This is a genomic window from Streptomyces flavovariabilis, assembly GCF_000725785.1.
In the GTDB taxonomy this organism is placed as follows: Bacteria; Actinomycetota; Actinomycetes; order Streptomycetales; family Streptomycetaceae; genus Streptomyces; species Streptomyces hawaiiensis.
In genome coordinates, this window is sequence record NZ_JNXD01000006.1 from 283014 (window position 1) to 306414 (window position 23401).

General features: G+C 71.5%; 21 protein-coding genes and 2 pseudogenes. 6 read left to right on the forward strand and 17 right to left on the reverse strand.

Annotated elements, in window-relative coordinates; all coding sequences use genetic code 11:
* The first annotated feature begins 164 nt into the window (after nucleotides 1-164).
* Nucleotides 165-1049, forward strand: a complete 885-nt coding sequence (locus IO24_RS0113485) for a helix-turn-helix domain-containing protein (protein ID WP_031135374.1) — start codon at nucleotides 165-167, stop codon at nucleotides 1047-1049.
* 253 nt (nucleotides 1050-1302) lie between these two features.
* Here the strand turns inward: IO24_RS0113485 and IO24_RS0113490 are convergent, their stop codons facing one another.
* From IO24_RS0113490 to IO24_RS0113520, 7 genes are all read right to left on the reverse strand, one after another.
* Nucleotides 1303-1548 carry a hypothetical protein gene (locus tag IO24_RS0113490; protein ID WP_157851251.1) on the reverse strand — a complete coding sequence of 82 codons (246 nt, stop codon included), beginning with the start codon at nucleotides 1546-1548 and terminating at the stop codon, nucleotides 1303-1305.
* A gap of 54 nt (nucleotides 1549-1602) precedes the next feature.
* The gene (locus IO24_RS0113495; RefSeq protein ID WP_031135378.1) at nucleotides 1603-2721 is read right to left on the reverse strand and encodes an XdhC family protein; all 1119 of its coding nucleotides are present in this window, start codon (nucleotides 2719-2721) and stop codon (nucleotides 1603-1605) included.
* Between the two features lie 166 nt (nucleotides 2722-2887).
* Nucleotides 2888-5083 carry a xanthine dehydrogenase family protein molybdopterin-binding subunit gene (locus tag IO24_RS0113500; RefSeq protein ID WP_031135380.1) on the reverse strand — a complete coding sequence of 732 codons (2196 nt, stop codon included), beginning with the start codon at nucleotides 5081-5083 and terminating at the stop codon, nucleotides 2888-2890.
* Entirely contained in the window at nucleotides 5080-6060 is a 981-nt protein-coding gene (locus IO24_RS0113505) for an FAD binding domain-containing protein (protein ID WP_031135382.1), read from the reverse strand. The genes IO24_RS0113500 and IO24_RS0113505 overlap by 4 nt, the downstream gene beginning before the upstream one ends.
* A 6-nt stretch (nucleotides 6061-6066) precedes the next feature.
* Nucleotides 6067-6717, reverse strand: coding sequence for a (2Fe-2S)-binding protein (locus IO24_RS0113510; RefSeq protein ID WP_031135384.1), 651 nt, complete (start codon nucleotides 6715-6717; stop codon nucleotides 6067-6069).
* Nucleotides 6718-7245: 528 nt separating this feature from the next.
* A complete protein-coding gene (locus IO24_RS0113515; protein WP_031135386.1) occupies nucleotides 7246-7572 on the reverse strand; it encodes a carboxymuconolactone decarboxylase family protein in 327 nt (108 codons plus the stop codon).
* 19 nt (nucleotides 7573-7591) lie between these two features.
* A complete protein-coding gene (locus IO24_RS0113520; protein WP_031135387.1) occupies nucleotides 7592-7999 on the reverse strand; it encodes a (R)-mandelonitrile lyase in 408 nt (135 codons plus the stop codon).
* A 205-nt stretch (nucleotides 8000-8204) separates the two neighbouring features.
* Between IO24_RS0113520 and IO24_RS0113525 the strand changes: the two genes are divergently transcribed.
* Nucleotides 8205-9077 (forward strand): helix-turn-helix transcriptional regulator, encoded by an 873-nt coding sequence (locus tag IO24_RS0113525; protein ID WP_037667819.1) that lies wholly within the window; start codon nucleotides 8205-8207, stop codon nucleotides 9075-9077.
* A gap of 51 nt (nucleotides 9078-9128) precedes the next feature.
* On the opposite strand, the pseudogene IO24_RS47555 reads toward IO24_RS0113525, so the two are convergent.
* Nucleotides 9129-10278, reverse strand: a pseudogene (locus IO24_RS47555) (flavin-containing monooxygenase).
* Between the two features lie 279 nt (nucleotides 10279-10557).
* Here IO24_RS47555 and IO24_RS0113535 point away from each other — a divergent pair.
* Entirely contained in the window at nucleotides 10558-11160 is a 603-nt protein-coding gene (locus IO24_RS0113535) for an ABC transporter ATP-binding protein (RefSeq protein ID WP_045296152.1), read from the forward strand.
* On the forward strand, nucleotides 11157-11948 hold the full coding sequence (locus IO24_RS0113540; protein ID WP_037667820.1) for a hypothetical protein: 792 nt from the start codon (nucleotides 11157-11159) through the stop codon (nucleotides 11946-11948). Before IO24_RS0113535 ends, IO24_RS0113540 begins: the two co-directional genes overlap by 4 nt.
* A gap of 121 nt (nucleotides 11949-12069) precedes the next feature.
* Here IO24_RS0113540 and IO24_RS0113545 read toward each other — a convergent pair whose 3' ends face one another.
* The 8 genes from IO24_RS0113545 to IO24_RS0113580 form a co-directional block, all read right to left on the reverse strand.
* Nucleotides 12070-13269 carry a threonine aldolase family protein gene (locus tag IO24_RS0113545; RefSeq protein WP_031135395.1) on the reverse strand — a complete coding sequence of 400 codons (1200 nt, stop codon included), beginning with the start codon at nucleotides 13267-13269 and terminating at the stop codon, nucleotides 12070-12072.
* Nucleotides 13270-13340: 71 nt separating this feature from the next.
* A complete protein-coding gene (locus IO24_RS0113550) occupies nucleotides 13341-14621 on the reverse strand; it encodes an MFS transporter (RefSeq protein WP_045296132.1) in 1281 nt (426 codons plus the stop codon).
* Complete coding sequence (locus IO24_RS44350; protein WP_051905894.1) at nucleotides 14614-15861, reverse strand: ATP-grasp domain-containing protein; 1248 nt, start codon at nucleotides 15859-15861, stop codon at nucleotides 14614-14616. Before IO24_RS44350 ends, IO24_RS0113550 begins: the two co-directional genes overlap by 8 nt.
* A complete protein-coding gene (locus IO24_RS40620) occupies nucleotides 15858-17489 on the reverse strand; it encodes a class I tRNA ligase family protein (RefSeq protein ID WP_037667821.1) in 1632 nt (543 codons plus the stop codon). The genes IO24_RS44350 and IO24_RS40620 overlap by 4 nt, the downstream gene beginning before the upstream one ends.
* A complete protein-coding gene (locus IO24_RS0113565) occupies nucleotides 17486-18589 on the reverse strand; it encodes an NAD(P)/FAD-dependent oxidoreductase (protein ID WP_031135401.1) in 1104 nt (367 codons plus the stop codon). Before IO24_RS0113565 ends, IO24_RS40620 begins: the two co-directional genes overlap by 4 nt.
* Entirely contained in the window at nucleotides 18582-18959 is a 378-nt protein-coding gene (locus IO24_RS42020; RefSeq protein ID WP_051905895.1) for a cupin domain-containing protein, read from the reverse strand. Before IO24_RS42020 ends, IO24_RS0113565 begins: the two co-directional genes overlap by 8 nt.
* Nucleotides 18956-20188 (reverse strand): lysine N(6)-hydroxylase/L-ornithine N(5)-oxygenase family protein, encoded by a 1233-nt coding sequence (locus IO24_RS0113575; protein ID WP_031135404.1) that lies wholly within the window; start codon nucleotides 20186-20188, stop codon nucleotides 18956-18958. The genes IO24_RS42020 and IO24_RS0113575 overlap by 4 nt, the downstream gene beginning before the upstream one ends.
* A gap of 16 nt (nucleotides 20189-20204) precedes the next feature.
* On the reverse strand, nucleotides 20205-21467 hold the full coding sequence (locus tag IO24_RS0113580; RefSeq protein WP_045296134.1) for an ATP-grasp domain-containing protein: 1263 nt from the start codon (nucleotides 21465-21467) through the stop codon (nucleotides 20205-20207).
* 458 nt (nucleotides 21468-21925) lie between these two features.
* Between IO24_RS0113580 and IO24_RS47560 the strand changes: the two genes are divergently transcribed.
* A complete protein-coding gene (locus IO24_RS47560; protein WP_157851252.1) occupies nucleotides 21926-22075 on the forward strand; it encodes a transposase in 150 nt (49 codons plus the stop codon).
* Between the two features lie 215 nt (nucleotides 22076-22290).
* A pseudogene (locus tag IO24_RS47565) lies at nucleotides 22291-22475 on the forward strand (IS982 family transposase); the annotation flags it as partial.
* 35 nt (nucleotides 22476-22510) lie between these two features.
* Here the strand turns inward: IO24_RS47565 and IO24_RS0113595 are convergent.
* The gene (locus IO24_RS0113595) at nucleotides 22511-23314 is read right to left on the reverse strand and encodes an AfsR/SARP family transcriptional regulator (RefSeq protein WP_051905896.1); all 804 of its coding nucleotides are present in this window, start codon (nucleotides 23312-23314) and stop codon (nucleotides 22511-22513) included.
* Nucleotides 23315-23401 lie beyond the last annotated feature (87 nt).

Here is a 23401-nt window from a genome sequence, read left to right on the forward strand (position 1 = left end):
CTTCCTTCGGTAGAAGGGTCTGTGTGCCGCAGTCGACGTCGGGAACGGCTGCTCACGATCGAGCCTCACACGCGAGGGCAGGCGCGAAAAGCGGAGGAATTCATCCTGGGAGAGAAACATCCTGGGAGGAAATTCTCCCCCCTTCCCCGGGTGCGATCGATGTCATGCTGGGAAGCATGACCAGCAATGTCACCCTGAATGAACTGGGAGAATTCCTCAAGAAGCGCCGCTCGGAACTGAGCCCGCGCACGGTCGGGCTGCCGGAGACGGGCGGGCCCCGCCGGGTGGCCGGGCTGCGCCGCGAGGAGGTCGCCCAGCTCGCCTCCATCAGCACGGACTACTACACGCGTCTCGAGCAGGGACGTATGCAGGCGTCCGCTCCGGTGCTGGACACCATCGCCCGCGTCCTCCACCTGGACGACGACGAGCGGGGCTATCTCTTCCAGCTCGCGGGCAAGACCACCACCCGCGCCCCCCGGCGCCACGTCAGGCAGAAGGTCCAGCCCCAGCTGCAACGCGTGCTGGACGACCTGACCGCCACTCCGGCCATCGTGCAGGGGCGGCGCGGTGACATTCTGGCGTGGAACGCGCTGGCGGCCGCACTGGTCACCGACTTCTCCCGGGTCCCGGAGAAGCACCGGAACTACCCGCGGCTCATCTTCACCGATCCGGCGATGCGCGGCCTCTACGCCGACTGGGAGGGCTCGGCGCGGATCGCCGTGGCGCAGCTGCGGATGGAGGCGGCGCAGTACCCCGAGGATCCCCGTCTGATCGAGCTGGTCGGTGAACTGTCCACCCGGGACAAGCAGTTCGCCCGATGGTGGGGCGACCACAAGGTCGCCGCCCGCACCGTGGGCACCAAGACCCTCAACCATCCGGTCGTCGGCGAACTCGTCCTGGACTGGGACACCCTCACCGCCAACACCGACCCCGACCAGCACCTGACGGTCTGGACCGCCGCCCCCGGCTCTCCCACCCACGAGCGGCTGCGCATCCTCGCCTCCTGGGCCACCGACCAGAAGGTGTCGCCCTCTCCGCCCCTCCGCTGACCGGCGACGCGCCCATACCGACGAGGTGCGCGGCCGCGTCGGCCACAGCTCCGTCCAGGCCGCAGTGACCCCCGCCGGCCGGACCTCACCGCCCGGTCGGTCCACGAGGGTGACCTGCTGCCCGCGCGGGGGACGAGCCGGGCCCCGCGTCAGCCGATGTCCTGAGCACCGCACCCGATCGACCGGTCTGCGGCTGTTCCAGGCTGCGGCGGTGGCGCCTCGGAGCGGGTGGCGCGCATCAGCGCGAGCGCGGTCAGGGTACGAGGGTGAGGGCGGCCGCCACCGTGCCGACCAGCGGGGGCCCTGCTTGCCCCAGCGGTGAGGACAAGGCCATGCCCGCCGTCCAGGAGCCGACGGCGATGCCCACGTGGGGCGCCGAGCCGCTGAGGCCGGAGACGAGTGTGGGCGCGGAACCGGAGAAGCGCAGGGCCAGCGCGCCGATTTCAGGGCCGGTGCGCGACCGCTGAGGGGTGGAATGCGGAAGAGCATCGCACCGCACGGGCATTCTGAGAGAGGGAGAATTTTCTCCTTGCTTCTCCGGCGTCCGTGGACCTCAGTGGGGAAGCGGCCGGTGGATCGGTCCGGTGGCCCGGGACAGGGGCAGCCCCGTGCCCCGGTGGGTGTGGGCGATGATCTCCGCGGTGATGGAGACGGCCGTCTCCTCGGGGGTACGGGCACCGAGGTCGAGGCCGATCGGGGAGCGCAGGCGGGTCAACCGGTCTCCGGCCACGTCGGCTTCGCGCAGGAGGCGGAGGCGTTCACGGTGGGTGCGGCGGGAGCCCAGCGCCCCGACGTAGCCGACGGGCAGGTCGAGGGCCAGGCGCAGCAGAGGGATGTCGAACTTGGCGTCATGGGTGAGGACACAGACCGCGGTGCGTGCGTCCACCTCGGTGCGTTCCAGGTAACGGTGGGGCCAGTCGACGACGACCTCGTCCGCGTGCGGGAAACGGGCGCTCGTGGCGAAGACGGGGCGGGCATCACACACCGTGACCCGGTAGCCCAGGAAGGCGCCGGCCTGGCTGAGAGCTGCGGCGAAGTCGACGGCGCCGAAGATCAGCATGCGGGGGCGGGATGCGTGGACGTGCACGAGGACGGTCATCGGTTCGGGGCAGCCGTCCCCGTTCCCGCCGACCGTGGCCCTGGTGGTGCGCCCGGCCCGTAGCAGGGACCGCGCCTCCTCGGCCACCAGCTTGTCCGCCGGCCCGCCGTCCAGAGCGCCGTGGGTGACGCTGTCGCCGGAGAGGACGGTCAGGGTGGAGCCGATGAGGTCGCGCGGGCCGGCCACCATCTGGGCCACGGCGGTGGGCCGGCCCTGGACGACGTCGGTGAGGGCGGCGGCGAGGTGCGGCTGGAGGGCGGGATCGATGCGTTGGACGAGGACGTCGAGTTCGCCACCGCAGGTCAGTCCTACGGCGAAGGCGTCGTCGTCGGAGTACCCGAACAAGGCCCGCCGGGGCGCGCCCCGGTCGCTGAGCACCTGCCGGCACAGGTCGTAGACCGCGCCCTCGACACAGCCACCGGAGATGCTGCCGACCGCGTTGCCACTCTCGTCCACCGCGACCGACGTGCCCACCGGCAGCGGCGCGCTGCCGGTGACGTCGACGACGGTGGCCAGGGCGAAGGGGCGTGCCTCGCCGCACCAGCGGTGCAGTGTGTCCGCGATGTTCAGCATGAACGGGTCCTTCGGGCAAAGAGTGAGGGGGCCGCCACCGCGCCGTGGGGGAGCGTCATCACGCGGTGGCGGCCCTGGGAGGTCCGGCAGCCGGACGCGGGGATCGGCCACCGGACGAGGGAGTGCCCGGGACGCTGGGCCGCTCCGCAGGGGCCCGGGCACTCGGTCAGAGCAACGCCTCGGCGGTGATGGGCAGTTCACGGACCCGTCGGCCGGTGGCGTGGAAGACCGCGTTGCCGATCGCGGCCGCCACACCCACCTGGACGACCTCGCCGAGCCCCTTCACCCCCAACGCGTTGCCCGCGTTGTCCTCGCCGTCCAGGTAGATCGCCCGTACCCGGGGGACGTCGGCGTTGACGGGGACGAGGTAGTCGGCGAGGTTGGCGTTGACGATCCGGCCGTCGCGGTGGTCGGTGACCGTGTGCTCCAGCAGGGCCGTGCCGATGCCGCCCACGATGCCGCCGATGGCTTGGCTCTCGGCGAGCTTGGGGCTGATGATGCGGCCCGCGTCGTACACCCCGAGCATCCGCCGGACCCGCACCAGCCCCAGCGTCGCGTCCACCGCGACCTCGGCGAAGGTGGCGTTGTAGGCGTTGTAGGAGTTCCGTTCGGGAGCCGGCGGCCCGGCATAGTTGCCGCGTGCTTCCAACTGGGGGCGGTTGTGGCGGGCCAGCAGGCTGCGGTACGTCTCACCGCGCGCCGGGGTGCCCTTCACATGCAGCCGCCCATTGCGCACGACGACGTCGCCGGCCGGCACTCCGTGCAGAGGCGACTCCTCGTCCCCGACGGCCAGTTCGATCGCCTGCTGCCGCACCTTGTTGCAGGCGTCGACGACGGCGGAGCCGACGCTGGCCATGGTCGACGAGCCGCCGTGCGGGCCGGTCTGCGGATACAGGGAGTCACCGAGCCTGAAGGTCACCGTGCGCATGGTCAGCCCGAGCGCGTCCGCGGCCACCTGGGTCTGCGAGGTGTAGGTGCCCGGACCCATGTCAGTGGCGGCCGCCTCGACCACAGCGGTGCCGTCGGCGTGGAGGCGGGCCCGGGCCTGCGCGGGGAAACGCCCGGGGTCGTACACGCCGGCCGCCATTCCCAGACCGATCAGCCAGTCCCCGTCACGGGTCGAACGGGGCCTGGGGTTACGGCGGTCCCAGCCGAACTCACGGGCGCCGACCGTGTAGCACTCCCGCAGCCGCCGCGTCGAGAACGGCAGGTTCTTCGCCTCGTCCTCGGACGGTTCGTTGCGCCGGCGCAGCTCGATCGGGTCGACGCCGAGTTTGTGGGCGAGTTCGTCCATCGCCGACTCGATGACGAACGACGCCGACGCGAAGCCGGGGCCGCGCATCCAGATCGGCGTGTTCACATCCAGCGGCACCGTCCGGTAGTTCTGGCTGACGTGGGGCATGCTGTAGAGCATCTGCCCGGGCGCCATGACCCCTTCGGTGAACGTCTCGTACGACGAGGTCTCCGCGTCGATCTCGTGGGTCGCGGCGGTCAGCCGGCCGCGCCGGTCGCTGCCCAGCCGCAGCCGGTACTCGTAGGTGGGCCGGAAGCCGGTGCCGAAGTACATCTGCCGACGGCTGAGCACCAGCTTGACGGGCCGCTTCGTCTCCCGCGCGGCCACAGCGGCGACGATCGTGTGCGGCCAGCAGCGCAGCCCGCTGCCGAAGCCGCCCCCGACGAACGGGTTGATCACCCGCACCGCATCCGCGGGCAGGTCGAACACGGCGGCGATCTCGTCGCGGGTACCCATGACCCACTGCGTCTTGTCCCACACGGTGACCTTGTCGCCGTCCCACCGGGCGATCGTGGCGTGCGGCTCCATCGGGTTGTGGTGGTTGCGCGCCAACCGGTACGTCAGGTCCAGGCGCACGGCCGAGGAGCGCAGCCCGGCGTCCGCGTCGCCACGCGCGTAGGCCGTCGGTTCGTCCCGCTCGGCCTCGTGCAGGTCGGTCGAGGACTGCTCGGCGTCGTACTCGACCCTGACCAGACTCGCGCCGTGCTGCGCGGCCTCCAGGGTCGTGGCCACGACGACGGCGACCGGCTGGCCGTGGAAGAGCACCCGGTCGTCCTGGAACACCCGCAGCCTGCGCCCGGGCAGATTGTTCGAGCCGGAGTTGTCGCGGTACGGCAGCTTCGGCGCGTTGCGGTGGCTGATCACCCGCAGCACACCCGGGTGCCTCTCGGCGGCGCCGGTGTCGATGGCGGTGATGCGGCCACGGCCGACGCTCGCGTCGACGATGACCGCGTGCACCACCCCGTCGACGTCGAACTCGGCGGCGTACTGCGCCTGGCCCGTGACCTTCAGTCGCCCATCCACCCGGGACAGCGGCGCACCCACGGCAGCCTGCGGCTGGGGACTCACTTCGTACCTCCTACGACGCGCAGCTGGCGTTCCACGGTCCGCCGCAGAAGCTCGACCTTGAACCGGTTGTGCGGAAGGGGACGGGCCCCGTCGGCCGCATGCCGGGCGGCCTCGGCCCACAGGCGGTCCGAGGGGTGCTCGCCGATGAGGGTCTGCTCGACGGCGGGCAGCTTCCACGGCACCGTGCCCACCCCTCCGGTGGCCACTTTCGCCCCGCGGATCACCCCGCCGCGCACGTGCAGCGCCACGGCCGCCGAGGTCAGGGCGAACTCGTAGGACCGGCGGTCGCGCACCTTCAGGTAGCCGGACCTGAGGGGGCGCGGCAGCGGCAGAATCTCCACGGCGGTAATCAACTCCCCCTGCCTGAGAGCGTGTTCGCGGTTCGGAGTGTCCCCGGGTTTGAGAAGGAAATCCGCGAAGGGGACACGGCGTTCCCCGTCCGGGCCCAGCAGGTGCACGGTCGCCTCCAGCGCCGCGAACGCCACGGCGACATCGGAGGGATGGGTGGCCACGCAGGCGTCGGAGGTGCCGAGGACGGCGTGCGTGCGATGGTGGCCGTGCAGCGCCGCGCATCCCGAGCCGGGCTCACGCTTGTTGCAATCGGCGGTCACGTCACGGAAGTACGTGCACCGGGTGCGCTGCATGATGTTGCCGCCGATGGTGGCCATGTTCCGCAACTGGGCGGAAGCGCTCAATTCCAGCGCCTGGGAGATGACCGGGTACAGCGAGCGCACCTTGGGGTGGGCGGCGGCCTCGGCCATCCGCACCAGGGCACCGATGAGCAAGCCACCGCGCTCGGTGACCCTGAGGTCGCGCAGCGGCAGGTCGGCGATGTCCACCAGGGTTTCGGGGCGCTCGACGGTCTCCCGCATCAGGTCGACGAGAGTGGTGCCGCCGGCGATGTAACGCCCGCCCGAGCGGCCCGCTTTGAGGGCCTCGCGGGTGTTCGCGGCCTTCGTGAAGGAGAAGGGGTACATCGGTCCTCACTTCCGGCCGGCGGTCTGCTCGACCGCCCGCACGATGTTCACGTAGCAGCCGCAGCGGCAGATGTTGCCGCTCATCCACTCCCGGATCTCCTCCGGCGAACCGGTGTGCCCCTCCTTGATGCAGCCCACCCCGGACATGATCTGGCCGGGTGTGCAGTAGCCGCACTGGAAGGCGTCCTCGTCGACGAACGCCTGCTGCAGCGGGTGCAGTTGGTTGCCCCCGGCCAGGCCCTCGATGGTGGTGACCTCGGCACCCTCCAGGCGCACCGCCAACGTCAGGCAGGAGTTGACCCGCTGCCCGTCGACCAGGACCGTGCACGCCCCGCAGGCGCCGGCGTTGCAGCCTTTCTTGGAGCCGGTCAGCTCGAAGTGCTCGCGCAGCAGGTCCAGCAACGAGGTGCGGTTGTCGACCGTCACGGCTCGCCGGGTGCCGTTCACCGTCAGGGACACCCGGCTGGAGGGCGGCGCGTCGGCGGCGGCCGCCTCCTCAGGACCGAGAAGATGCGTCCCCCCGATCAGGCCACCCGCAACGACGGCACCACCGACCGCGCCGGTGGTGGCAATGAAGGTGCGCCGACTGGGGGCCGGGGAGGACTCACCGGCCCCGCAGGGGGGCGGAACGGCAGACTCGGGGACTTCAGTGGACATGGGGAAGCCTTCGCATCGCGGACGGATCACGCCGCGCACAGCGGCACGGCAGGAGGCGGGACCGTCGTCGCCGCAGGACCTGGAAGACCGTGCGGATCAGACCCGCGACCGGTCATGCCGGCAGTCTGGCACCGCCGGTGACACCCGTGGCAGGGAGACTTTTCTCCCCCCCATCCCCTCCTTCGGAGTCCCAGCCCTGAGGCTGTCTGTGCAGCGTGGGCGGGTTGAGACATGCAGGACAGCAGGACAGCACTGACCCGCCGATGACGAGGTGAGGCTCCTCGGCGAGCGGGGTCGTCGCGTGGTGGGCGGCGCGGGAGGCGGACTCACCGCGGCGGCTTCACTTTCGTCGGTTTCGTGACCCCGGGCAGCCGCCCGGCGCGCCCGTCCTCGTCGGCACCCAGCCCGATTTCTTCCGTTCGTTCTCGACCGCCCTGGCCCGGCCAGGCTCCGGAAAGCACGGGCCGCCGAGCGGAAGTCGCTCGGCGGCGCCCTGCCGGGAGGAGTGGCCCAGCATCTCTCGCGTGGTCAGTCCGAGAAGACCTGCTTCGCAACCGTGATCGCCGACATGGCCTTGGGCCAGCCGGCGTAGAAGGCGAGGTGGGTGATGGCCTCGACGAGTTCGGTCTCTGTGACGCCGTTCTCCTTGGCTCGTCCGAGGTGGAAGCGCAACTGGTCGGCGTCGCCGCCCGCCGTGAGGACGGCCACGGTGATCAGGCTGCGGTCACGGGCGGCCAGTTCCGTGCGATTCCACACGTCCTCGAAGAGGATGTCGTCGGTGAGTTCGGCGAGCTTGGGAGCGAAGTCGCCGATCGTGCGGCGTCCGCCGCCGATCTGCCGGGGCTGGTCGGTCATCGGAAGTCCTTTCGTGCGGTCAGCGGCTGCGGGCGCGGTTGTACTGCTCGTCGGTGACCGGCTCGTTCCAGGTGGTTTCCTCGCTGCCGTCGCCCCTGCCCTCCCACATGGCGATGTGCTCCATGAAGCGACCGGGCGTGGCGCCGTGCCAGTGCTCCTCGCGCGGAGGGCAGGTGACCGTCTCGCCGGGGTGCGCTTCGAAGACGGTGCCGTCTCGGGTGCCGATCAGTGCGGTGCCGGAGACGACGTGCAGGGTCTGGCCCAGCACGTGGGAGTGCCAGTGGGTACGGGCGCCCGGGGAGAAGCGGACCAGGTTGGCACGCATCCGGGACGGCTCCTTGCCCGCGTGGATCACGTCGAACCAGACGTCGCCGGTGAACCAGTCCGCCGGGGCCTTGACGGTGTCCTGCTGCTTGACGAATTCCATGGTGTCTCTCTCAGAGGTGGGGGGACTGTGGGACGGAGGGCCGGTCCTAGTCGGCGACCTTCAGGACGACTTCGGCAGGACCCCGCGGTCGGGGAACGCCGCCACCATCGATGAAACCGCAGCTCAACGAGGTGAGGAAGGGTCTGTCGTTACCGGTACTGACAGTGCCCCCCACGCCTGCGCCGTCCGGCTTAGCCTGGACGGCGTGAGTACCGAGAGCGACATCCGCGAGTTCCTGGCCTCCCGCCGTGCCGGAATCACCCCCCAGCAGGCGGGCCTGCCCGCCTACGGCGGCAACCGGCGCGTGCCGGGCCTGCGCCGCGAAGAGGTCGCGATGCTCGCCGGCGTCAGCGTCGACTACTACGTCCGCCTGGAGCGGGGGAACCTCGCGGGTGCCTCGGAGGAAGTCCTCGACGCCGTCGCGAACGCTCTCCAGCTCGACGACGCCGAACGCGCCCACCTCTACGACCTCGCCCGCGCAGCCGCCAAACGCCCCACCCGGCGCAAGCGCGCTCGCGGCCCGCTGCCCGACAGCGTCCTGCGCGTTCTGCACTCCATGACCGACTCCCCGGCCTTCATCCGCAACGGCCGCCTGGACATCCTCGCCGTCAACCGCCTCGGCCGCGCCCTGTACTCCCCGCTCTTCCCCGACCCCACCACCGCGACGGCCAACATCGCCCGCTTCCAGTTCCTCGATCCGAACGGCCGCGACTTCTTTCCCGACTGGGACCAGTCCGTGAACACCACCGTCGCCCTGCTGCGCACCGAGGCCGGGCGCGCTCCGCACGACAGCGGGCTGACCGGACTCGTCGGCGAACTCGTCACCCGCAGCGAGGAGTTCCGCGCCGCTTGGGCCAGACACAACGTGCGCCTGCACCACACCGGTCGCAAGTCCTTCCGGCACCCGGCCGCCGGAGTTCTCACCCTCGACTTCGACGCCATGGAACTGCCGGCCCAGCCCGGTCTGACGCTCACCGCCTACAGCGCCGCCCCCGGCACACCCGAGCACGACGCCCTGCGGTTCCTTGCCGCCTGGGCAGCCACGGGGTCGACGGCCGCCGGGTCGGCTCCTGCCTGAAGAACCCTGCGTCGCCGCGAGGTTTCCGAAGCTCCGTCAGCCCGCGACCTCTCACAGGCGGAAGGCGTGAGCGATGGCGCGCGCCTCGATGCCCGCCTGACGAAGGACACCCGTGAGTGGATTGGTGTATCCGGCGAAGTACAGGCGCGGGGCCGCGGGATGGGTCTGTGCCCCTACGGCGAGAGGGTGCCCGGCCTCGTCGAGTACGCCCAGGGAGCCGACCAGGTCGTGCAGGTTGGGCCGGTACCCGGTGGCGGCGATGACCGTGTCGGGTCGCAGCCGTGTGCCGTCGGCCAGTACAACCTCGGGGCCGTCGAAGGCCTGGACGGCCGCGACCGGCTCCACCCGACCGGACCGGACGGCGTCGACGAAGCCGTGGTCGAGCACCGGATTGACCCCTTCGCGGGCATTGCGGGTATAGAGGCCGGTACGGGGCCGGGGCAGTCCCCGTGAGGTCAGGTCGGGCACCGCGAGACGTTGCGTGAGCAGGGAGGTGCGGTCGCGCCACGCGAGCGGGAGGACCTCCGTCAGCCGGCCGGCCGCATGCCATCGGGCGCTGGAACGGGGAAGGATGCTGGGTGGGGTACGGACAGCGATCCGTACCCCGTTCGGCTCCGGCCCCGGCCAGGACACTCGCGATTTCGGTACCGCTGTTGCCGGCACCGACCACCAGGACGTCCCGCCCGCGGTAGGGGACGGGAGAGCGGTAGCGGGCCGAGTGCAGCAGGGTGCCGGTGAATGTCGAACGCCCGGGCCAATGGGGGATGTTCGGGGTGTGGCAGCGGCCGGTGGCCACCACGACCGCGCCAGTGGGCACCGGGCCGTCGGGGGTGTGGACCAGCCACCGGGCGCCCGAACCGGGCTCGGACCGCTCGATGCGCTGCACCGGGGTGCTCACCCGGATGCCGAGTCGGTGATGGGCGACGTATCGCTCCAGGTATCGCACGTAGTCGTCCCGGCTCACCCAAGGGCCCGCCTGGCGCGGCACCGGCAGGCCGGGGAGTTTCGAGGTACCGGGGGTGGTGTGCAGTCTCAGATGGTCATAGCGCTGCGCCCAGCTCGCTCCCACTCGGTCCGACCGTTCCAGGATCACGGCCGGTACTCCGGAGCGGCGCAGCAGCGCGGCGACCGTGAGCCCGTGGGGACCGGCTCCGATCACGATCGTGGGAGCGCTGAACTCTGGCTGTGGTGTGGGGGGCATCGCCCCTTACAACGGCGGACCGCGGCTCACGTCACGCCCGACGCGGAGGCGCAGAGCCCGTGGAGCGGCGGTGCCGGTTGTCGAACGGAACAGCGGGTGGCCGCCGTTACACCGGCCTTACGGACTCGTTGAACACCGGGCAGTGGCGCGCCGCCTCGCAGGGGGTTGCGCGGCCCTGGCTTGTGAAGGCGGACTTTTCCTCCGGGCCGGCTCGCTGCAGCTGTTCCGATCTTTCGGGGGGCTCATGTGCAGGCAGTAACGACGTGCCATCGGCCACGGCTGCGGATCAGCGGAGTCTGCAAGGGGTACGGCGGCAAGCAGGTTCTGAGCGACGTCCACCTTGAGGTGCCTGCCGGGACGCTGGTGGGAGTCGTCGGCGAGAACGGGGCGGGCAAAAGCACTCTGCTGCAGATCGCCGTAGGACACCTCGCACCCGACCGCGGGACGGTGACACGGGCCGGGACCGTGGGGTACTGCCCACAACGGGCCGTGCTGAACGATGCGTTCACCGTCGGACAGCATCTGCGGTTGTTCCAGATGGCCTACCGGCTGCCGACACCGGAGCGCGTCGGGGAGCTGATGGAGCTGCTGGCGCTGACCGGCTGCCGGCGACAGCAGGTCGGCGAACTCAGTGGCGGAACGCGGCAGAAGCTGAACCTGCTGATCGCTCTCATGCACGATCCGCAACTGCTGGTCCTGGACGAGCCCTATCAGGGCTTCGACTGGGACACCCATCAGCGGTTCTGGACCCTGGCCGCCGACCTGCGTGATCAGGGCCGGTCGATCATCGTGGTCTCGCATCTGCTGCACGACCAGCACCACTTCGACGCGATCGCTCATCTGCGCCAAGGGCGTCTGCACTTCGAGGAGACCGACCGATGAAGCTCTCCTGGACGGCATTCACCGAACTGCTGCGCTGCACTCTGCTGGGTCACCTGCGCAACCGGCTGGCCCTGGTTCTGGCGGTCGCGTTCATCCCCGTCTGGATCGCTGTGGCCCGCCTGTGCACGTCCGACGAAGTCGTGCGCATCTGGCTGGACGCCATCAGCGCACCCGTCTCCGCCCCGGCCAGCCAGGCGGGCCAGGTGGCCAGCGCGCTCGGCGCCATCACCATGGTCGCCGGCTTCATCGCCTTCACCGAGACCTTCCAGTCCCGGCAGATGGACCGCCGTCTGCTCCTGGCCGGCTATCCCCGGCTGCCGATGCTGCTGGCGAAGCTCGCCGCTGTCGCCCTCACCGCGGCCCTGCTGGCCCTCTACACCACGATTCTGCTGTGGATCTCCCTGCCCGTACGCCACGCGGTCCCCCTGGCGCTGGTCCTTGCGGGTGCCGGACTCGCTTACGGCGGCATCGGTCTTCTGCTCGGCTCTCTGGTCCGCGGCGAGTTGGAGGGCTTCTTCCTCATCATCATGCTCAGCCTGGTCGACACCGGCCTGCAGAATCCCGTCTTCAACACACTCATGGATGTGGCGGGCGTGTCCGCGCTCCCTCTGTACGGCGTGAACCAGCTGGCGCTGAGCTCAGCTCTCACCCCCCAGAGTGCCTGGTCCCATGGTCTGCTCTCCCTCACCTGGTCCGCGGCGACCGGTGCCCTGGCGCTGCTCGTCCTCCACACCCACCGCCCTTCCCGCTCGTCGATGTCCCGCAGAGCGGGGGCCAAGGCAGGATGATCACGGTACGAGCATGCTGCCGAGCAGTGGGACCTCGAACTGGACGACCTCTTCGTGCTTCTCCTGCCGGGGGGCCCAAGGGCCAGGGGGCTTGCCTGACCTCCCGGGCTTCCGCCGCCGGCTACTTCGTCTTGCGGTTCGCGGAGAAGGCAGGCTCTTTCCCCAGCACTTCGATCGTCTCTTCCATTTCGCGGACCCTACGGCGCAGTTGCACCAGTTCCTCGCGCTCGGCCGTGGTCAGTGCGCCCGCCGGCCCTTGGTCTCGCTCCGCCGCCAGCTCCTCCGCGATCGCCGCCGCGAACGCGTCCACGTCGCCCTCGGTGGTGTCGAAGGAGGTCATCCAGCGGACCTCGCCGGCCTGCTCGTCCCAGGTGTAGAAGCGGAAACGCTTCTGGAGACGCTCGGTGACGGCCGGCGGCAGGACGGCGAAGATCTGGTTGGCCTGAACCGGACGGGGGATCTCCAGGCCCGGCAGTTCGCGCACCGCCTCGTACAGCCGCTGGGTCATCGCGTTGGAGCGGGCCGCCGAGCGCAGCCAGAGGTCGCCGCCCAGCAGCGCCTCGAACTGCACCGACATGAAACGCATCTTGGAGCCCAGCTGCATGCTCGTCTTGCGCAGGTGAGCCATGCCGCGCACCGCGTCCTCGTTGAGCACGATCACCGCCTCGCCGAAGAGCAGCCCGTTCTTGGTGCCGCCGAGCGAGAGGACGTCCACGCCGGCGTCGGTGGTCATCTCGCGCAGGGACACGTCGAGGGTGGCGGCGGCATTGGCGAGCCGGGCGCCGTCCAGGTAGACGAGCATGCCGAGCCCGTGTGCGTGGTCGCAGATCGCACGGATCTCGTCCGGCGTGTAGCAGGTGCCGAGTTCGGTGGACTGGGCGATCGAGACGACCTTGGGCCGGGCCCGGTGCTCGTCCTCGAAGCCCCATGCCTGACGGTCGATCAGCTCAGGGGTGAGCTTGCCGTCCCATGCGGGCACCGTCAGGAGCTTGATCCCGGCGACCTTCTCGGGCGCCCCGCCCTCGTCGACGTTGATGTGGGCCGATTCGGCGCAGACCACGGCGTCCCAGCGGTCGAGCATGGTCTGCAGCGCGACCACGTTCGCGCCGGTGCCGTTGAAGACCGGGTACGTGTGCGCGGTGGGGCCGAAGTGGCCGCGCACCACTTCCTGGAGGCGCTCGGTGTAGACGTCGGCGCCGTAGCTGACCTGGTGGCCGCCGTTGGCCAGGGCGATCGCCGCAAGGATCTCGGGGTGCACGCCCGCGTAGTTGTCGCTGGCGAAGCCGCGCTCGTCCGGGTCGTGCCGTCGCTGTACGGTCATGGTGCTCGCTTACTTGTCTCGGTCGGACGGGTGTGACACATGTGGTCCGGACGGGCGCCGGCCGGGTTCGCTCAGGCCGGCGCCGGCTCCGTCCGCGCGCGGGCCTTCTCCAGGCCGCGCACCAACGGCGGCGCGGCGAGCCCGAGCAGGGCGAAGAGCGCCGCGAGGACCAGCCAGCCGGTCCCCGCCGCGCCGACGACCAGGGAGGTCATCAGCCACGGCCCGGCGAACTGCTGGAACCCGCGCCCCAGGGAGAACACCGCCTGGTACTCCCCCTGCCGGCCCGCCGGGGCGAGCCCGAAGGACAGGCCCCAGCTCGCCGACGCCTGGTACAGCTCGCCGAGGACGAGCACCAGCGCACCGCCCAGCAGGGCCGCACTGTCCAGGAGCGCGCCGTGCCCCCCGCTCACCGCGAAGACCAGGCAGGACGCCCCCAGCGCCCACCCCGCCCAGCGCAGCATACGTGCCGCTCCCGCCGGGGTACGCGCGCCCTTGCTGACCGCGACCTGGAACAACAGCACCAGGACGGTGTCCAGGATCAGCAGCCCCGACACCAGCAGCGCGGGCGCGTCGGTGCCGGTGACGATCCACAGCGGCAGACCGACCGTCAGCAGCGGGTGGTACAGCTCCAGAGCGCCGCACACCAGCGCGACCGCCACATAGCGCACGTCCCGCAGCGCGGCGCTGCGCAGCACCCCGCCCGGCGCCTCGGCGGCGGGGGCCCGGGGCCCGGCGCCCGCGGGCAGCCGCATCCCGAGCAGCACGGCGACGGAGACCAACTGCAGGGCGGCGTTGGCGAGGACCGTGGCGTACAGGGCGGTCGAGGTGCCGGCCGCGATGGCGGCTCCGGCCAGCGCGGCGCCGCCCAGGAAGCCCAGGTTGAACAGGCTGCGCATCTGCGCGCTCACCCTGACCCGCTCCGCCTCGCCCACCAGCGCGTCGGTGAGCGACGCCTGGAGCGCGCCCGCCGAGGTCTCCAGGACCGCGATGGCACAGGCGACCGCGAGGAACGAGGCGAAGCCGTCCACCAGGCAGTACGCGGTGAAGCCGACGGCCGCGAGCAGGAAGTTGACGGTGAGCACCCGGCCCGCGCCGAGCCGGTCCGCGAGCCGGCCGATGGGCACGGTGCAGACCAGACCGCAGAGCCCGGCGACCGACAGGGCGAGGCCCACGCGCTGGGCGGGGATGCCGATGGTCCGGGTGAAGAACACGGCGCTGGAGGTAAGGAACACCCCGAGCCCCAGGGACTGGATGAGCGTGAGGACGCCGAGTCTGCGGGCGTTACCGGCGGCCGGAAGGGTCTCCCGGAACCACGCGCGCAGCGTACCGGCGTACCGGCGCGCCTCAGCCATGCGGCTCAGCTCCCTCGGCCCGCTCGGTCCGCAGCCCGTACACCTCCATCGCGGTGTGCACGGCGGCGTGCACCGCGGCGGCGCTCCGCCCCCGGAACCGGAAGATCCCGCAGCCCTCGTCATAGCTGCCGGGCCCGGTCATGATCTGGCCGATCGCGGGCAGTTCCTCGTGGTAGACCTCGGGGACGGCCGACCTGGGCGAGGTGCGCGCGACGACCCGTCCGGGCAGCTCGCGCGGAGCGGGGTAGATGAGCCAGCCACCGGCCCGGGGCCCGGCCGGTTCGGACGGCTGCCACAGCGGGGGCAGGCCCAGGGCCGCCCGGAACGCCTCGGCGAACAGGTCGATGCCGTAGAGGTCGACGTGCAGGAACGGCACCTGCGCGCCGCCCGGCCGCAGCCCGACCTCCAGGAACACCAGCTCGCCCCCCGGACGCCGGATCGCCTCCAGGTGGAACGCGCCGTCGCGCAGCCCCAGCGCCCGCAGACAGCGGTCGGCGAACGTGGTGAGCTCGTCGCGCTCGGGGCCCGGGTCGAGCAGGACCGAGCCGAGCGGGCGGCCGTGTGCGTAGTCCAGGCAGGTGTGGACGTACTGGGAAGCGGTGACGAAGTGGAGGCGGCCGGAGCGGCGGACACCGTCGACGTGGAAGATGTCCCCCTCGACGTACTCCTCGCACTCGTATGCCTCGGGGTCGACGCCCCCCAGCGCGTCGCGCAGTTCGTCGGCGCTGCGGACGACCGTGACTCCCTGGGAGCCCGCCGCGGCGCGCGGCTTGAGGACCAGGGGCAGACCGCCGAGGGCGTCGACGACCGCCTGTGCCGAGGGGGCGTCGTCGAGGCGCAGGAACCGGGGAACCCGCAGTCCGGCCGCGCCCACCGCGCTCTTCATGGCGGGCTTGTCCTTGAACCGCTCGACGAGGTCGAGACCGTAGCCGCCGGGGACGCCGAGTGCGGCCGAGAGCCGGGCGGCCGTCAGGATGTCGTACTCGGACTGGCCGAAGACGGCCTCGGGCGTGCCGTGCCGGTCCGCGATCTCCCGTACGAGGGGCAGCAGATCGTCGTGGGCGAGGCTGTCGCGCACATGGACCTCTCTCGCCCCGTCCTGGTCGAGCGCGGGCAGCCCGCCGGGCGTGGTGAGGTACACCGTCCGGCAGGGGTGGCCGTCGAGGAAACGGTGGTACTCGCCGAACTCGTCACCGGAGCGGTTGAGGACGACGTACAGCGGGGTGGTCCGGTCGGTCACGCGTCCGCTCCCGGTCGCAGGGTGTCGGGCAGGCAGGCGTCCAGATCTGCGGCGCTCACCCGGCCGAAGCCTGGCGCGGGCCGGTCCCGGTGGGCCGGGGTCCTGGCGAGGAAGGCCGCCGCGCGAGGCTCTCCGGCGCCGCCGAGGCGCTGCCAGACGAGCTCGGCGAGGTCCGGCATGACCGGGAACGCGAGCAGGGACAGGCCCTTGAGCCACCAGTAGGCGCCGTCCTCGGCCGCGTGGGCGACCGCGTCGTCGGCGCACCAGCGGTCGAGCGCCGCGACCGCGCGCCGCGTCGAGACACGGGTGCCGTCGAGCGCCGCTGACTGCTCGGCGAGCAGGGATTCCAGGAGGTCGGCGACGGCCGGGGCGGGCGCCTGCGGCGTCCCCCCGGGCAGCCGGCTCCAGGCGGCGTCGATCTGCTTGCCGAGGCCGTCGGCGAGCGTGGCGTTCGCGGTCCGAAGGAAGTCCGCCGTCTCGAAGCTCGCCGCCCCGGACTCCAGATCGGCCCCGGCGAGGTAATACCGGACGGTGTCCACGCCGATGGCGGGCGACGCGGCGATGTCCGCCGCCCAGATGGCGTGCCGGGCGCTGGTGGAGAACTTCCGCCCGGCCAGCCGGTAGAAGTTGTTGATCAGGCAGCGGTCGTACGGCTTCATGTCGCCGTGCAGCAGGCTGGTGCCGACGATCGAGACCAGGGTGGGGATCACGTTGTCGACCCCCAGGGTGGTGATGGTGGTGACCCCGGAGTCCGGATCGAAGGCGTTCACGCCGGTGCCGGAGAGCCGGCCGTGGACAGCGCCGGCGAGGCGGGCGAACATGAAGATCCCGGCGTACGGGAAGAGGGCGCGCGGCACGTCCGGCTCCGGCGCGGGCAGCGGAAGTCCCCACGTCTGCGGTGCGCTCAGCCGTACGGTCAGGCCGTCGCGCTCCAGGAAGCGCGCCACGGTCGCCCGGTAGCGGTCGGCGACGCCCAGGTCCACGAGCGTGGTGTCCAGGAGATCGCGGTCCGGCAGCCGCAGGAAGAGGCTGGAGATCTCCCGCCAGGTCAGCGGCCCCTCGTCGAGCAGGGGGCGCGGCTCGACGACCGACTCGGGCAGGAAGTGCGCGCTGCACTCCTCGCAGAAGTAGCTGGCGATGCCCGCACCGCACTCGGGGCAGCGGCCCTGGAGCCAGCCGCCCACCACCCAGCGGTCCGACGCCGCGCAATAGGGCACGCACTCGGTGCGCGTCACCACCGCGCCCCGGGCCGTCAGCCGCTCCATCGAGGCGGCGACCTCCTGCTCGAACTGCTCTCGCCAGGGCTGCTGATCGGGGACGATGAACGCGTCGACGCCGATGCGCAGGGCGGCCAAGTCGTCCTGGATGCGCTGTCCGTAGCGGGCGGCGACCTCGCCGGGCGTGGAGTCCTCGGCGTGCGCCTTGAGCGCCACGTACGACTCGTACACGTCACTGCCGGTGATCACCAACGGCAGGTCGCCGCGGACCCGCAGATGCCGCGCGATCATGTCCGACCACAGGAAGGGGCCGCCGACGTGGCCGAGGTGCAGGGGGCCGTTGGGAGTGGCCTCGGGCGGCACCAGGAGGTAGTGCCGGGGGGTGTGCGTGTCCCCGGTCAGCAGGCTCATGTTCGCGGTCTCCCGTCGAGCAGGTTCAGTGCGTCCTCGGCCATGGCCGGGGAGAGTCGGTAACCGGAGCCGGAGCCGCCGATGGCCATGACCACGTCGTCACCGCCGACCGTGTCCACGACCGGCAGATGGCCGGGGGTGAAGCAGTCGCTGAAGACCCGGCCGCCGAGCAGGTGCGGCAGGAATCCCGGTACGTGCCGGGCGAGCAGGGCCCGGGCGAGTTGCCGGTCGCGGGCATCGATGGCGAGCGGTTCGTCGGGGCCGCGGTCCCAGTCGGGTGAGGTGATGCTGAAGATCCAGTGGCCGCCGGGGTGGTGGGGCAGCAGGAAGGCGTCGGCGTCCTCCAGGACGAGTGCCGGGGCGCCCGGCGGGGGCGGCGTCATGATGTGGAACGCCACCACCTTCTTGACCCGGGCCCCGCGCTCGCGGGCCGCCGCCGCCACCGGGCCGTCGAGGACCCAGGGGCCGGGTGCGAGGACCGCCTTGGAGGCGGTGATCCGGCCGCCGTCGGCGGCGACCAGTTCGACACGCCCGCCCGTACGGCGTACTTCGGTGACCCGGAAGCCCTCCAGGAGGGTGTTGTCCGGGCGGCCGAGGACCTCGTCCAGAAGCCGGTCGGTGAGCCATTGGGGCTGGCCCGCCGTCATGGGGGCAGTGGCCAGAAGGACTTGCTCGTCGTCGTGGGCGAGCCCGGGGAAGGTCCGGTCGAGCAGGGCCCGCTGCTCCCCGGTGACCGGGCGGGTGCGGCCGCCGTCGGCCATGGTCGCGTCGAGGGCGGCCGTGTTCTCGCGCGTCACCAGCCAGCGGACGTCGACCGGCGCGCGTCCGGCGTCGCCGAGTCCGGCGGCGAGCTCGTCGAAGAGCGCGGTGCTGCGGGCGGCCAGGGCGCGCTGGGCCGGGTTGTGCCCCGTGGGCGTGTCGAACCCGGCCGAGAGACGGGTCGCGCCCGTCCCCCGTCCGGCGTGCGTGATCACGGCGACGCGGCGGCCCGGGTCCCGGCGCACGGCGTAGTACGCGGCGATGGCGCCGACCGCGCCCGCGCCGACGACGGCGAGGTCGTAGTGGGGCGCCTCACCGGTCCTGGTGGTGCGCTCACTCATCGGGCGCCGACCACCAGAAGGAGTAGATCACCAGTTCCTCGCCCTGGTCGGCGAAGATCTCGTGGACGGCCTGCGAGGCGAAGCCCACCAGGGAGCCGGGCCCGACGAGCGACCGTTCACCGTCCACCTCCAGGGTGCCGGATCCGGCGTGGACCACCCAGATCTCCTGGACCGCGTGCTGGTCGGGCGAGCTGGTCCCGCCCGGCGGCACGGTGAAGCGGGCCGCCTTGAACGGCACGCGGGAGAAGACCGAACGGGCGAAGTCCGCCTCGGCGACGGTCACTCCGTCGGGTTCCACCTCGGTCGGACCGAAGGGGACCAGGACGCCGACCGCCTCGGCCTGGAACTGCGGGACCTGACGAGCGGTCATACCGGATACCTCGTTTCACCGAGCATGCTGTTGAGGATGACCGCGCTGCGCCAGGCGAGCAGGCTGAGGTTGGGATCGGCGACGCCCCAGGAGTGCCGGGCGCCGTTCTGGAGGTAGATCCGGTTCTCCGCAGGCCCGTCCCATGCGACCGAGAAGTCGTCGCCGACGACGAGCATCCCGCCGTTCCGCCGCAGCCGCGCGTCCAGCGGAGCCATGAAGTCCGGCAGCGCGTACGCGTATCCGGTGCTCAGGATCACGATGTCGGCCGCGAGCACAGCGGGTGCGGAGCCCGGGCCCGAGGACTCGACGACGAGCTTCCATTCGTCGGGGCCACCCTCGATCGCGGTGACCGCGCAGTCCGCCAGGAAGCGCAGCCTGCCGGGATTGTTCTCGATGAACTCGTCGCGGTAGCTCAACCGGTAGATGTCCTGCAGGACTTGGAGGTCGATACCGTCGCTGGTGTACTTCTGCCGCTCCAGGAGCCGGGCCTTGTGGTCGGCGGGCAGCGCGTGGAAGCGGCGTACGTAGTCGGGCGTGTAGAGGTCGTTGGCGAACGGCGAGTCGTCCATCGGCAGGAACGACGAGCGCCGGCTGACCCAGGTGATGCTCTCGGGGTCCGCGCCGGTCGCCAGGTGGCGCACGATCTCCGCGCCGCTCTGCCCGCCGCCGACCACGACGACCCGCCGTCCGGCCACCTCGGGGGCCCGCAGCAGGAACTCCCCGGAGTGGAAGACGGTGGGGCCGAGTAAGCGACGGAACGGCTCGGGGACGGACGGGGTGAGCCCAGTGCCGAGCACGAGATGACGTGCCGTCACCTCGTGCTCGCCGGTGCGGAGGCGGAAGGCCCCGTCGTGGAAGTCCACGCTGTGTACGTCCGCCCCGAACGTCAGGCTCGGCAGCCGCCCGGCGACCCACTGGAGGTACTGGTTGAACTCGGCGCGCAGGACGGCCGGGAAGTCCGCGGCCAGGAACCGGTAGAGCCGGCCCTCACTCGCCAGGAACGACAGGAACGAGAAGGGACTGGTCGGATCGACCAGCGTCACCAGGTCCTTGAGCAGCGAGACCTGGAGGGTGGCCTCGGGCAGCAGCAGTCCGGGGTGCCAGGAGAAACTCTCACGGCGTTCCAAGTGGGCGCCGCGCAGCCCTTCGACCGGATGCGCGAGCGCGGCGAGGCTCATGTTCGCGGGGCCGATGCCGACGGCCGCGTAGTCGAGTATGTGTGCGTTCATGGTGGGAACCGCCCGGTCAGGCCGGGACGACGAGGTCGCCGAGCGCCTGCCAGCGGTCCAGGGCGCCCTGCGGCGAGTCGGCGGTGAACAGGGCGTGGCCGAGGCGCGAGCGGCAGTCCTCGACGCCCGGGATGGTCTCGCCCGGTGCGAAGTACACGGCGGTCTCGGTGACTTCCGGCAGCGCTTCCAGCTCCGGCCACCCGGTGAGTTCCCGGTACGAGGAGCGGCCCGCGGCGGAGAAGAAGCGGATGCCGGCGCTCTCGGCCTGCGGCCGCGCGAAGGCGCCGGCCGCCTCCAGTCCGACGCCGAGCGCGGTCGCGACGGCCACCCTGGGCAGGCTGACGCCGGTCACGAGCCGCAGCAGCTCCACGATCCGGTCGCCCGGCAGCCGGGCGCCGATCTCGATGAGCACCGGGCCGTCGGCGGTCAGGCGCAGTTCGCAGTGGAAGGGGCCGCTGGTGATGCCGACGGCGCGGACGACGTCGCCGACGTACGCCTCGACGTTCTTCAGGGTGGCGTCGTCGACGAGCGCCGGCGTGAGGTGGCCCAGCTCCACGAAGTCGGGCTCGGGGCCGAGCAGCGTGCGGCTGAGGGCGACGACGGTGACCTCGCCGCTCTCCAGGACATAGCCGTCGGCGCTGAACTCGGGGCCCTGCACGTACTCTTCGACGAGCACCCGGTGCTCGTGCAGTTTGCCCATGTCGGGCTCCGGGTCGGTCACGAGCCGCTGGAACGCGGCGGTGAGCTGGTCGAGGTCGTCGGCGCGGCTGACGTGGATGCTGCCGGAGCAGGCGACCGGCTTCAGCACGCAGGGGAAGCCGACCTGTTCGGCCGCAGTGCGCAGTTCGGCGTCGGTGGTCGCCTGGGCGAAGCGCGGGGTGCGCAGCCCGGCCTCGGCCACGGCGGCTCGCATGACGCTCTTGTCCCGGACCCGGTCGACGGTCGCCACGGGCAGGCCGGGCAGGTCCAGTGCCGCGGCGACACGCGCGGTCGCCGTCACATAGATGTCGGAGCCCGGCAGCACCGCCTCGAACGGCTCGGCCCGGTGCAGTTCGAGCACGGCCGCTTCGAGGGCTGCCTGGTCGTTGGTCTCCACCGTCAGCACCGAGTCGGCCGCCGCGCGCACAGCGGCGGAGAGCCGGCGGTCGCCGGAGTCGGCGGTGGCGACGACGACCCGCAGTCCCATCTCGGTCGCGACGCCGATCAGGGTGGCGCCTCCGGAGGAGGCGGGTTCGACGACGAGGACGCGGGCAGGACGAAGTGCATCTGTGTGCGGCAAAGCGAAATCCCCCGGGCAGAGCTGTATGGACCGGACTCGCGATCGCGATCCTGGTCGTGATCTTTCTATCCGGGCGCCTTGGTCCCGGTCAACGGATAACCGCAAGATTATCTGTGAGAGCGAACCTGGGCCGCACATTTTCCGGAACCAGCGCCCTGTCGGCGCCTGTTCGCCTCCCGGGAGCGACCTAACGCCTCCGTGAAGGTCCTCAGCGGCGAGACGTCCCCCTCGGCCGGCTCGGGCACGGGCGGACGGGGCATGCCGTCGCCGCCGGTCGCCTCGGCGAGGGCTGCCGGAGCAGACTCCGCCGCCTCCCGGTACAGGTCACAGAATCGCGTCGTGGCTTCCAGCGCCGTGGCGTACCGGACGCCCATGGCCCGCGTGGACCAGCTCCTCGTCCGGGGTGAGATGGTGCCGGCGCCGGCGCAGCCGCGTCAGGACTGCAGGACCCGGCCGGATTGCCGAGCGCAACAGCTGTACGCCTTCTCCGCCCGATCGCGCATGTCGCGAAGGATCTGGGCCTCCACAAGGAGGCCCTGCGCCGCTGGGTCCGCCAGGCCGAGGCGGACACCGGCGAACGCGACGACCGGCGACGACCGCCGAGGTAGAGCTGAGGCAACTCCGCCGGGAGAACGCTGGATCGAGGCGGGCGAACGAGATCCGGAAGGCCGCGAGCGCGTTTTTTGCGGCGGAACTCGACCTACCCGGACGAGGCCCACCAGGTGATCGAGCGCCTCAGGGAAACAAGGACCTCGGGGTCGAGTTCGCCTGCCGGGTGCTGGGCGTGTCCGAGTCGGCGTACCACGCGCGCAAGAAGCGGCCGAAGTCGGCCCGCCGCTTGCGTGACGAGCAGCTCATCACCCTCAAGGTCCAGCTCGACCTCGAACAGCACGGAAGCCGCAGCATCGAAGGCGCCGGCGTCCGTGTGGTCCAGCGGACCTGGCGAAGACCTGCGCAATCTGGCACAACGGCGCCATCGGCGCACCCGTCACCAGGTCACTGATCGCCGTCTCCACGCTGGAATTCCCACTCGCGCCGCCGGCTCAGGACCGCGCGCCCATCCCGGTGTCCGAGAGCGCGTCGACCCTGGTCCCGGGAGCCGGACTCGCGCCGTCGAGGATCGCGTCCAGGGTTCGGCGGACCTCGCGGCCCGGGCCGACCGCGAGTCCCTCGCCGAGCCGGCGGACCAGACGCGCGTACACCGCGTGAGCGTCATGGGTGCGCCCCTCGTCGTGCAGCGCCGACATCAGAAGGGCGACCCCGCGCTCCCGGAGCGGATGCTCCCCGACGTGCCGGAGCAGACGCGGGATCACTCCACTGCCGTTGCCCGCCGCGATCGACAGGGCGAAGTACTCCTCGGCCGCGATCGTCCGCTGCTCCTCCAGTGCCGCCGCGTATGAGGCGAAGCCCGGCACGTCGAGCCCGTCGTAGACGCCACCGCGCCACAACGCCAGCGCGCGTTCGTACAGTCCGATGCTCGCCTCCGTCCGGCCGAGCGCCTTCGCCGACTCCGCCTCGGCGCAGAGCCGGGAGAACACGACGTGGTCGATCCGGTCGACCTCGATGCCGAACACGTATCCGTCCCGAACCCGGTCGAGGGACACCTCTTCGGTGCACGAGGAGGCGATCGCGCGCCGAATGGAGCCGAGGCAGTTCATCACCTGCTCACGTGCCGTCCGCGGGGGATCGTCGTCCCACAGCGCGTCGATGAGCGTATTCGTGGAAATGAATGCGTTCGGTCGCGTCATCAGAGCGGAAAGAATGACCCACTCGCGCCTGCGGTTCACGCCGATACCGGACCGGAGAGGCTCGGCACGGGGCTGCCCGAGAATCCCGAAGTCGGGCATCGGCCATCCTTTCGACAGGGGGACGGGGCCAAAAGGGGCGCCAAATGCCGAAGAGTCCCACGCCCACGCCTTCGAAAGTGTATGCGA

Excerpts from the sequence above, each read along its gene's own strand:
- IO24_RS0113485 (WP_031135374.1), top strand. The coding sequence starts at position 165 with ATGCTGGGAAGCATGACCAGCAATGTCACCCTGAATGAACTGGGAGAA.
- IO24_RS0113495 (WP_031135378.1), bottom strand. The coding sequence starts at position 2,721 with ATGCTGAACATCGCGGACACACTGCACCGCTGGTGCGGCGAGGCACGC.
- IO24_RS0113505 (WP_031135382.1), bottom strand. The coding sequence starts at position 6,060 with ATGTACCCCTTCTCCTTCACGAAGGCCGCGAACACCCGCGAGGCCCTC.
- IO24_RS0113510 (WP_031135384.1), bottom strand. The coding sequence starts at position 6,717 with ATGTCCACTGAAGTCCCCGAGTCTGCCGTTCCGCCCCCCTGCGGGGCC.
- IO24_RS0113515 (WP_031135386.1), bottom strand. The coding sequence starts at position 7,572 with ATGACCGACCAGCCCCGGCAGATCGGCGGCGGACGCCGCACGATCGGC.
- IO24_RS0113520 (WP_031135387.1), bottom strand. The coding sequence starts at position 7,999 with ATGGAATTCGTCAAGCAGCAGGACACCGTCAAGGCCCCGGCGGACTGG.
- IO24_RS0113540 (WP_037667820.1), top strand. The coding sequence starts at position 11,157 with ATGAAGCTCTCCTGGACGGCATTCACCGAACTGCTGCGCTGCACTCTG.
- IO24_RS0113545 (WP_031135395.1), bottom strand. The coding sequence starts at position 13,269 with ATGACCGTACAGCGACGGCACGACCCGGACGAGCGCGGCTTCGCCAGC.
- IO24_RS0113550 (WP_045296132.1), bottom strand. The coding sequence starts at position 14,621 with ATGGCTGAGGCGCGCCGGTACGCCGGTACGCTGCGCGCGTGGTTCCGG.
- IO24_RS40620 (WP_037667821.1), bottom strand. The coding sequence starts at position 17,489 with ATGAGCCTGCTGACCGGGGACACGCACACCCCCCGGCACTACCTCCTG.
- IO24_RS0113565 (WP_031135401.1), bottom strand. The coding sequence starts at position 18,589 with ATGAGTGAGCGCACCACCAGGACCGGTGAGGCGCCCCACTACGACCTC.
- IO24_RS42020 (WP_051905895.1), bottom strand. The coding sequence starts at position 18,959 with ATGACCGCTCGTCAGGTCCCGCAGTTCCAGGCCGAGGCGGTCGGCGTC.
- IO24_RS0113575 (WP_031135404.1), bottom strand. The coding sequence starts at position 20,188 with ATGAACGCACACATACTCGACTACGCGGCCGTCGGCATCGGCCCCGCG.
- IO24_RS0113595 (WP_051905896.1), bottom strand. The coding sequence starts at position 23,314 with ATGCCCGACTTCGGGATTCTCGGGCAGCCCCGTGCCGAGCCTCTCCGG.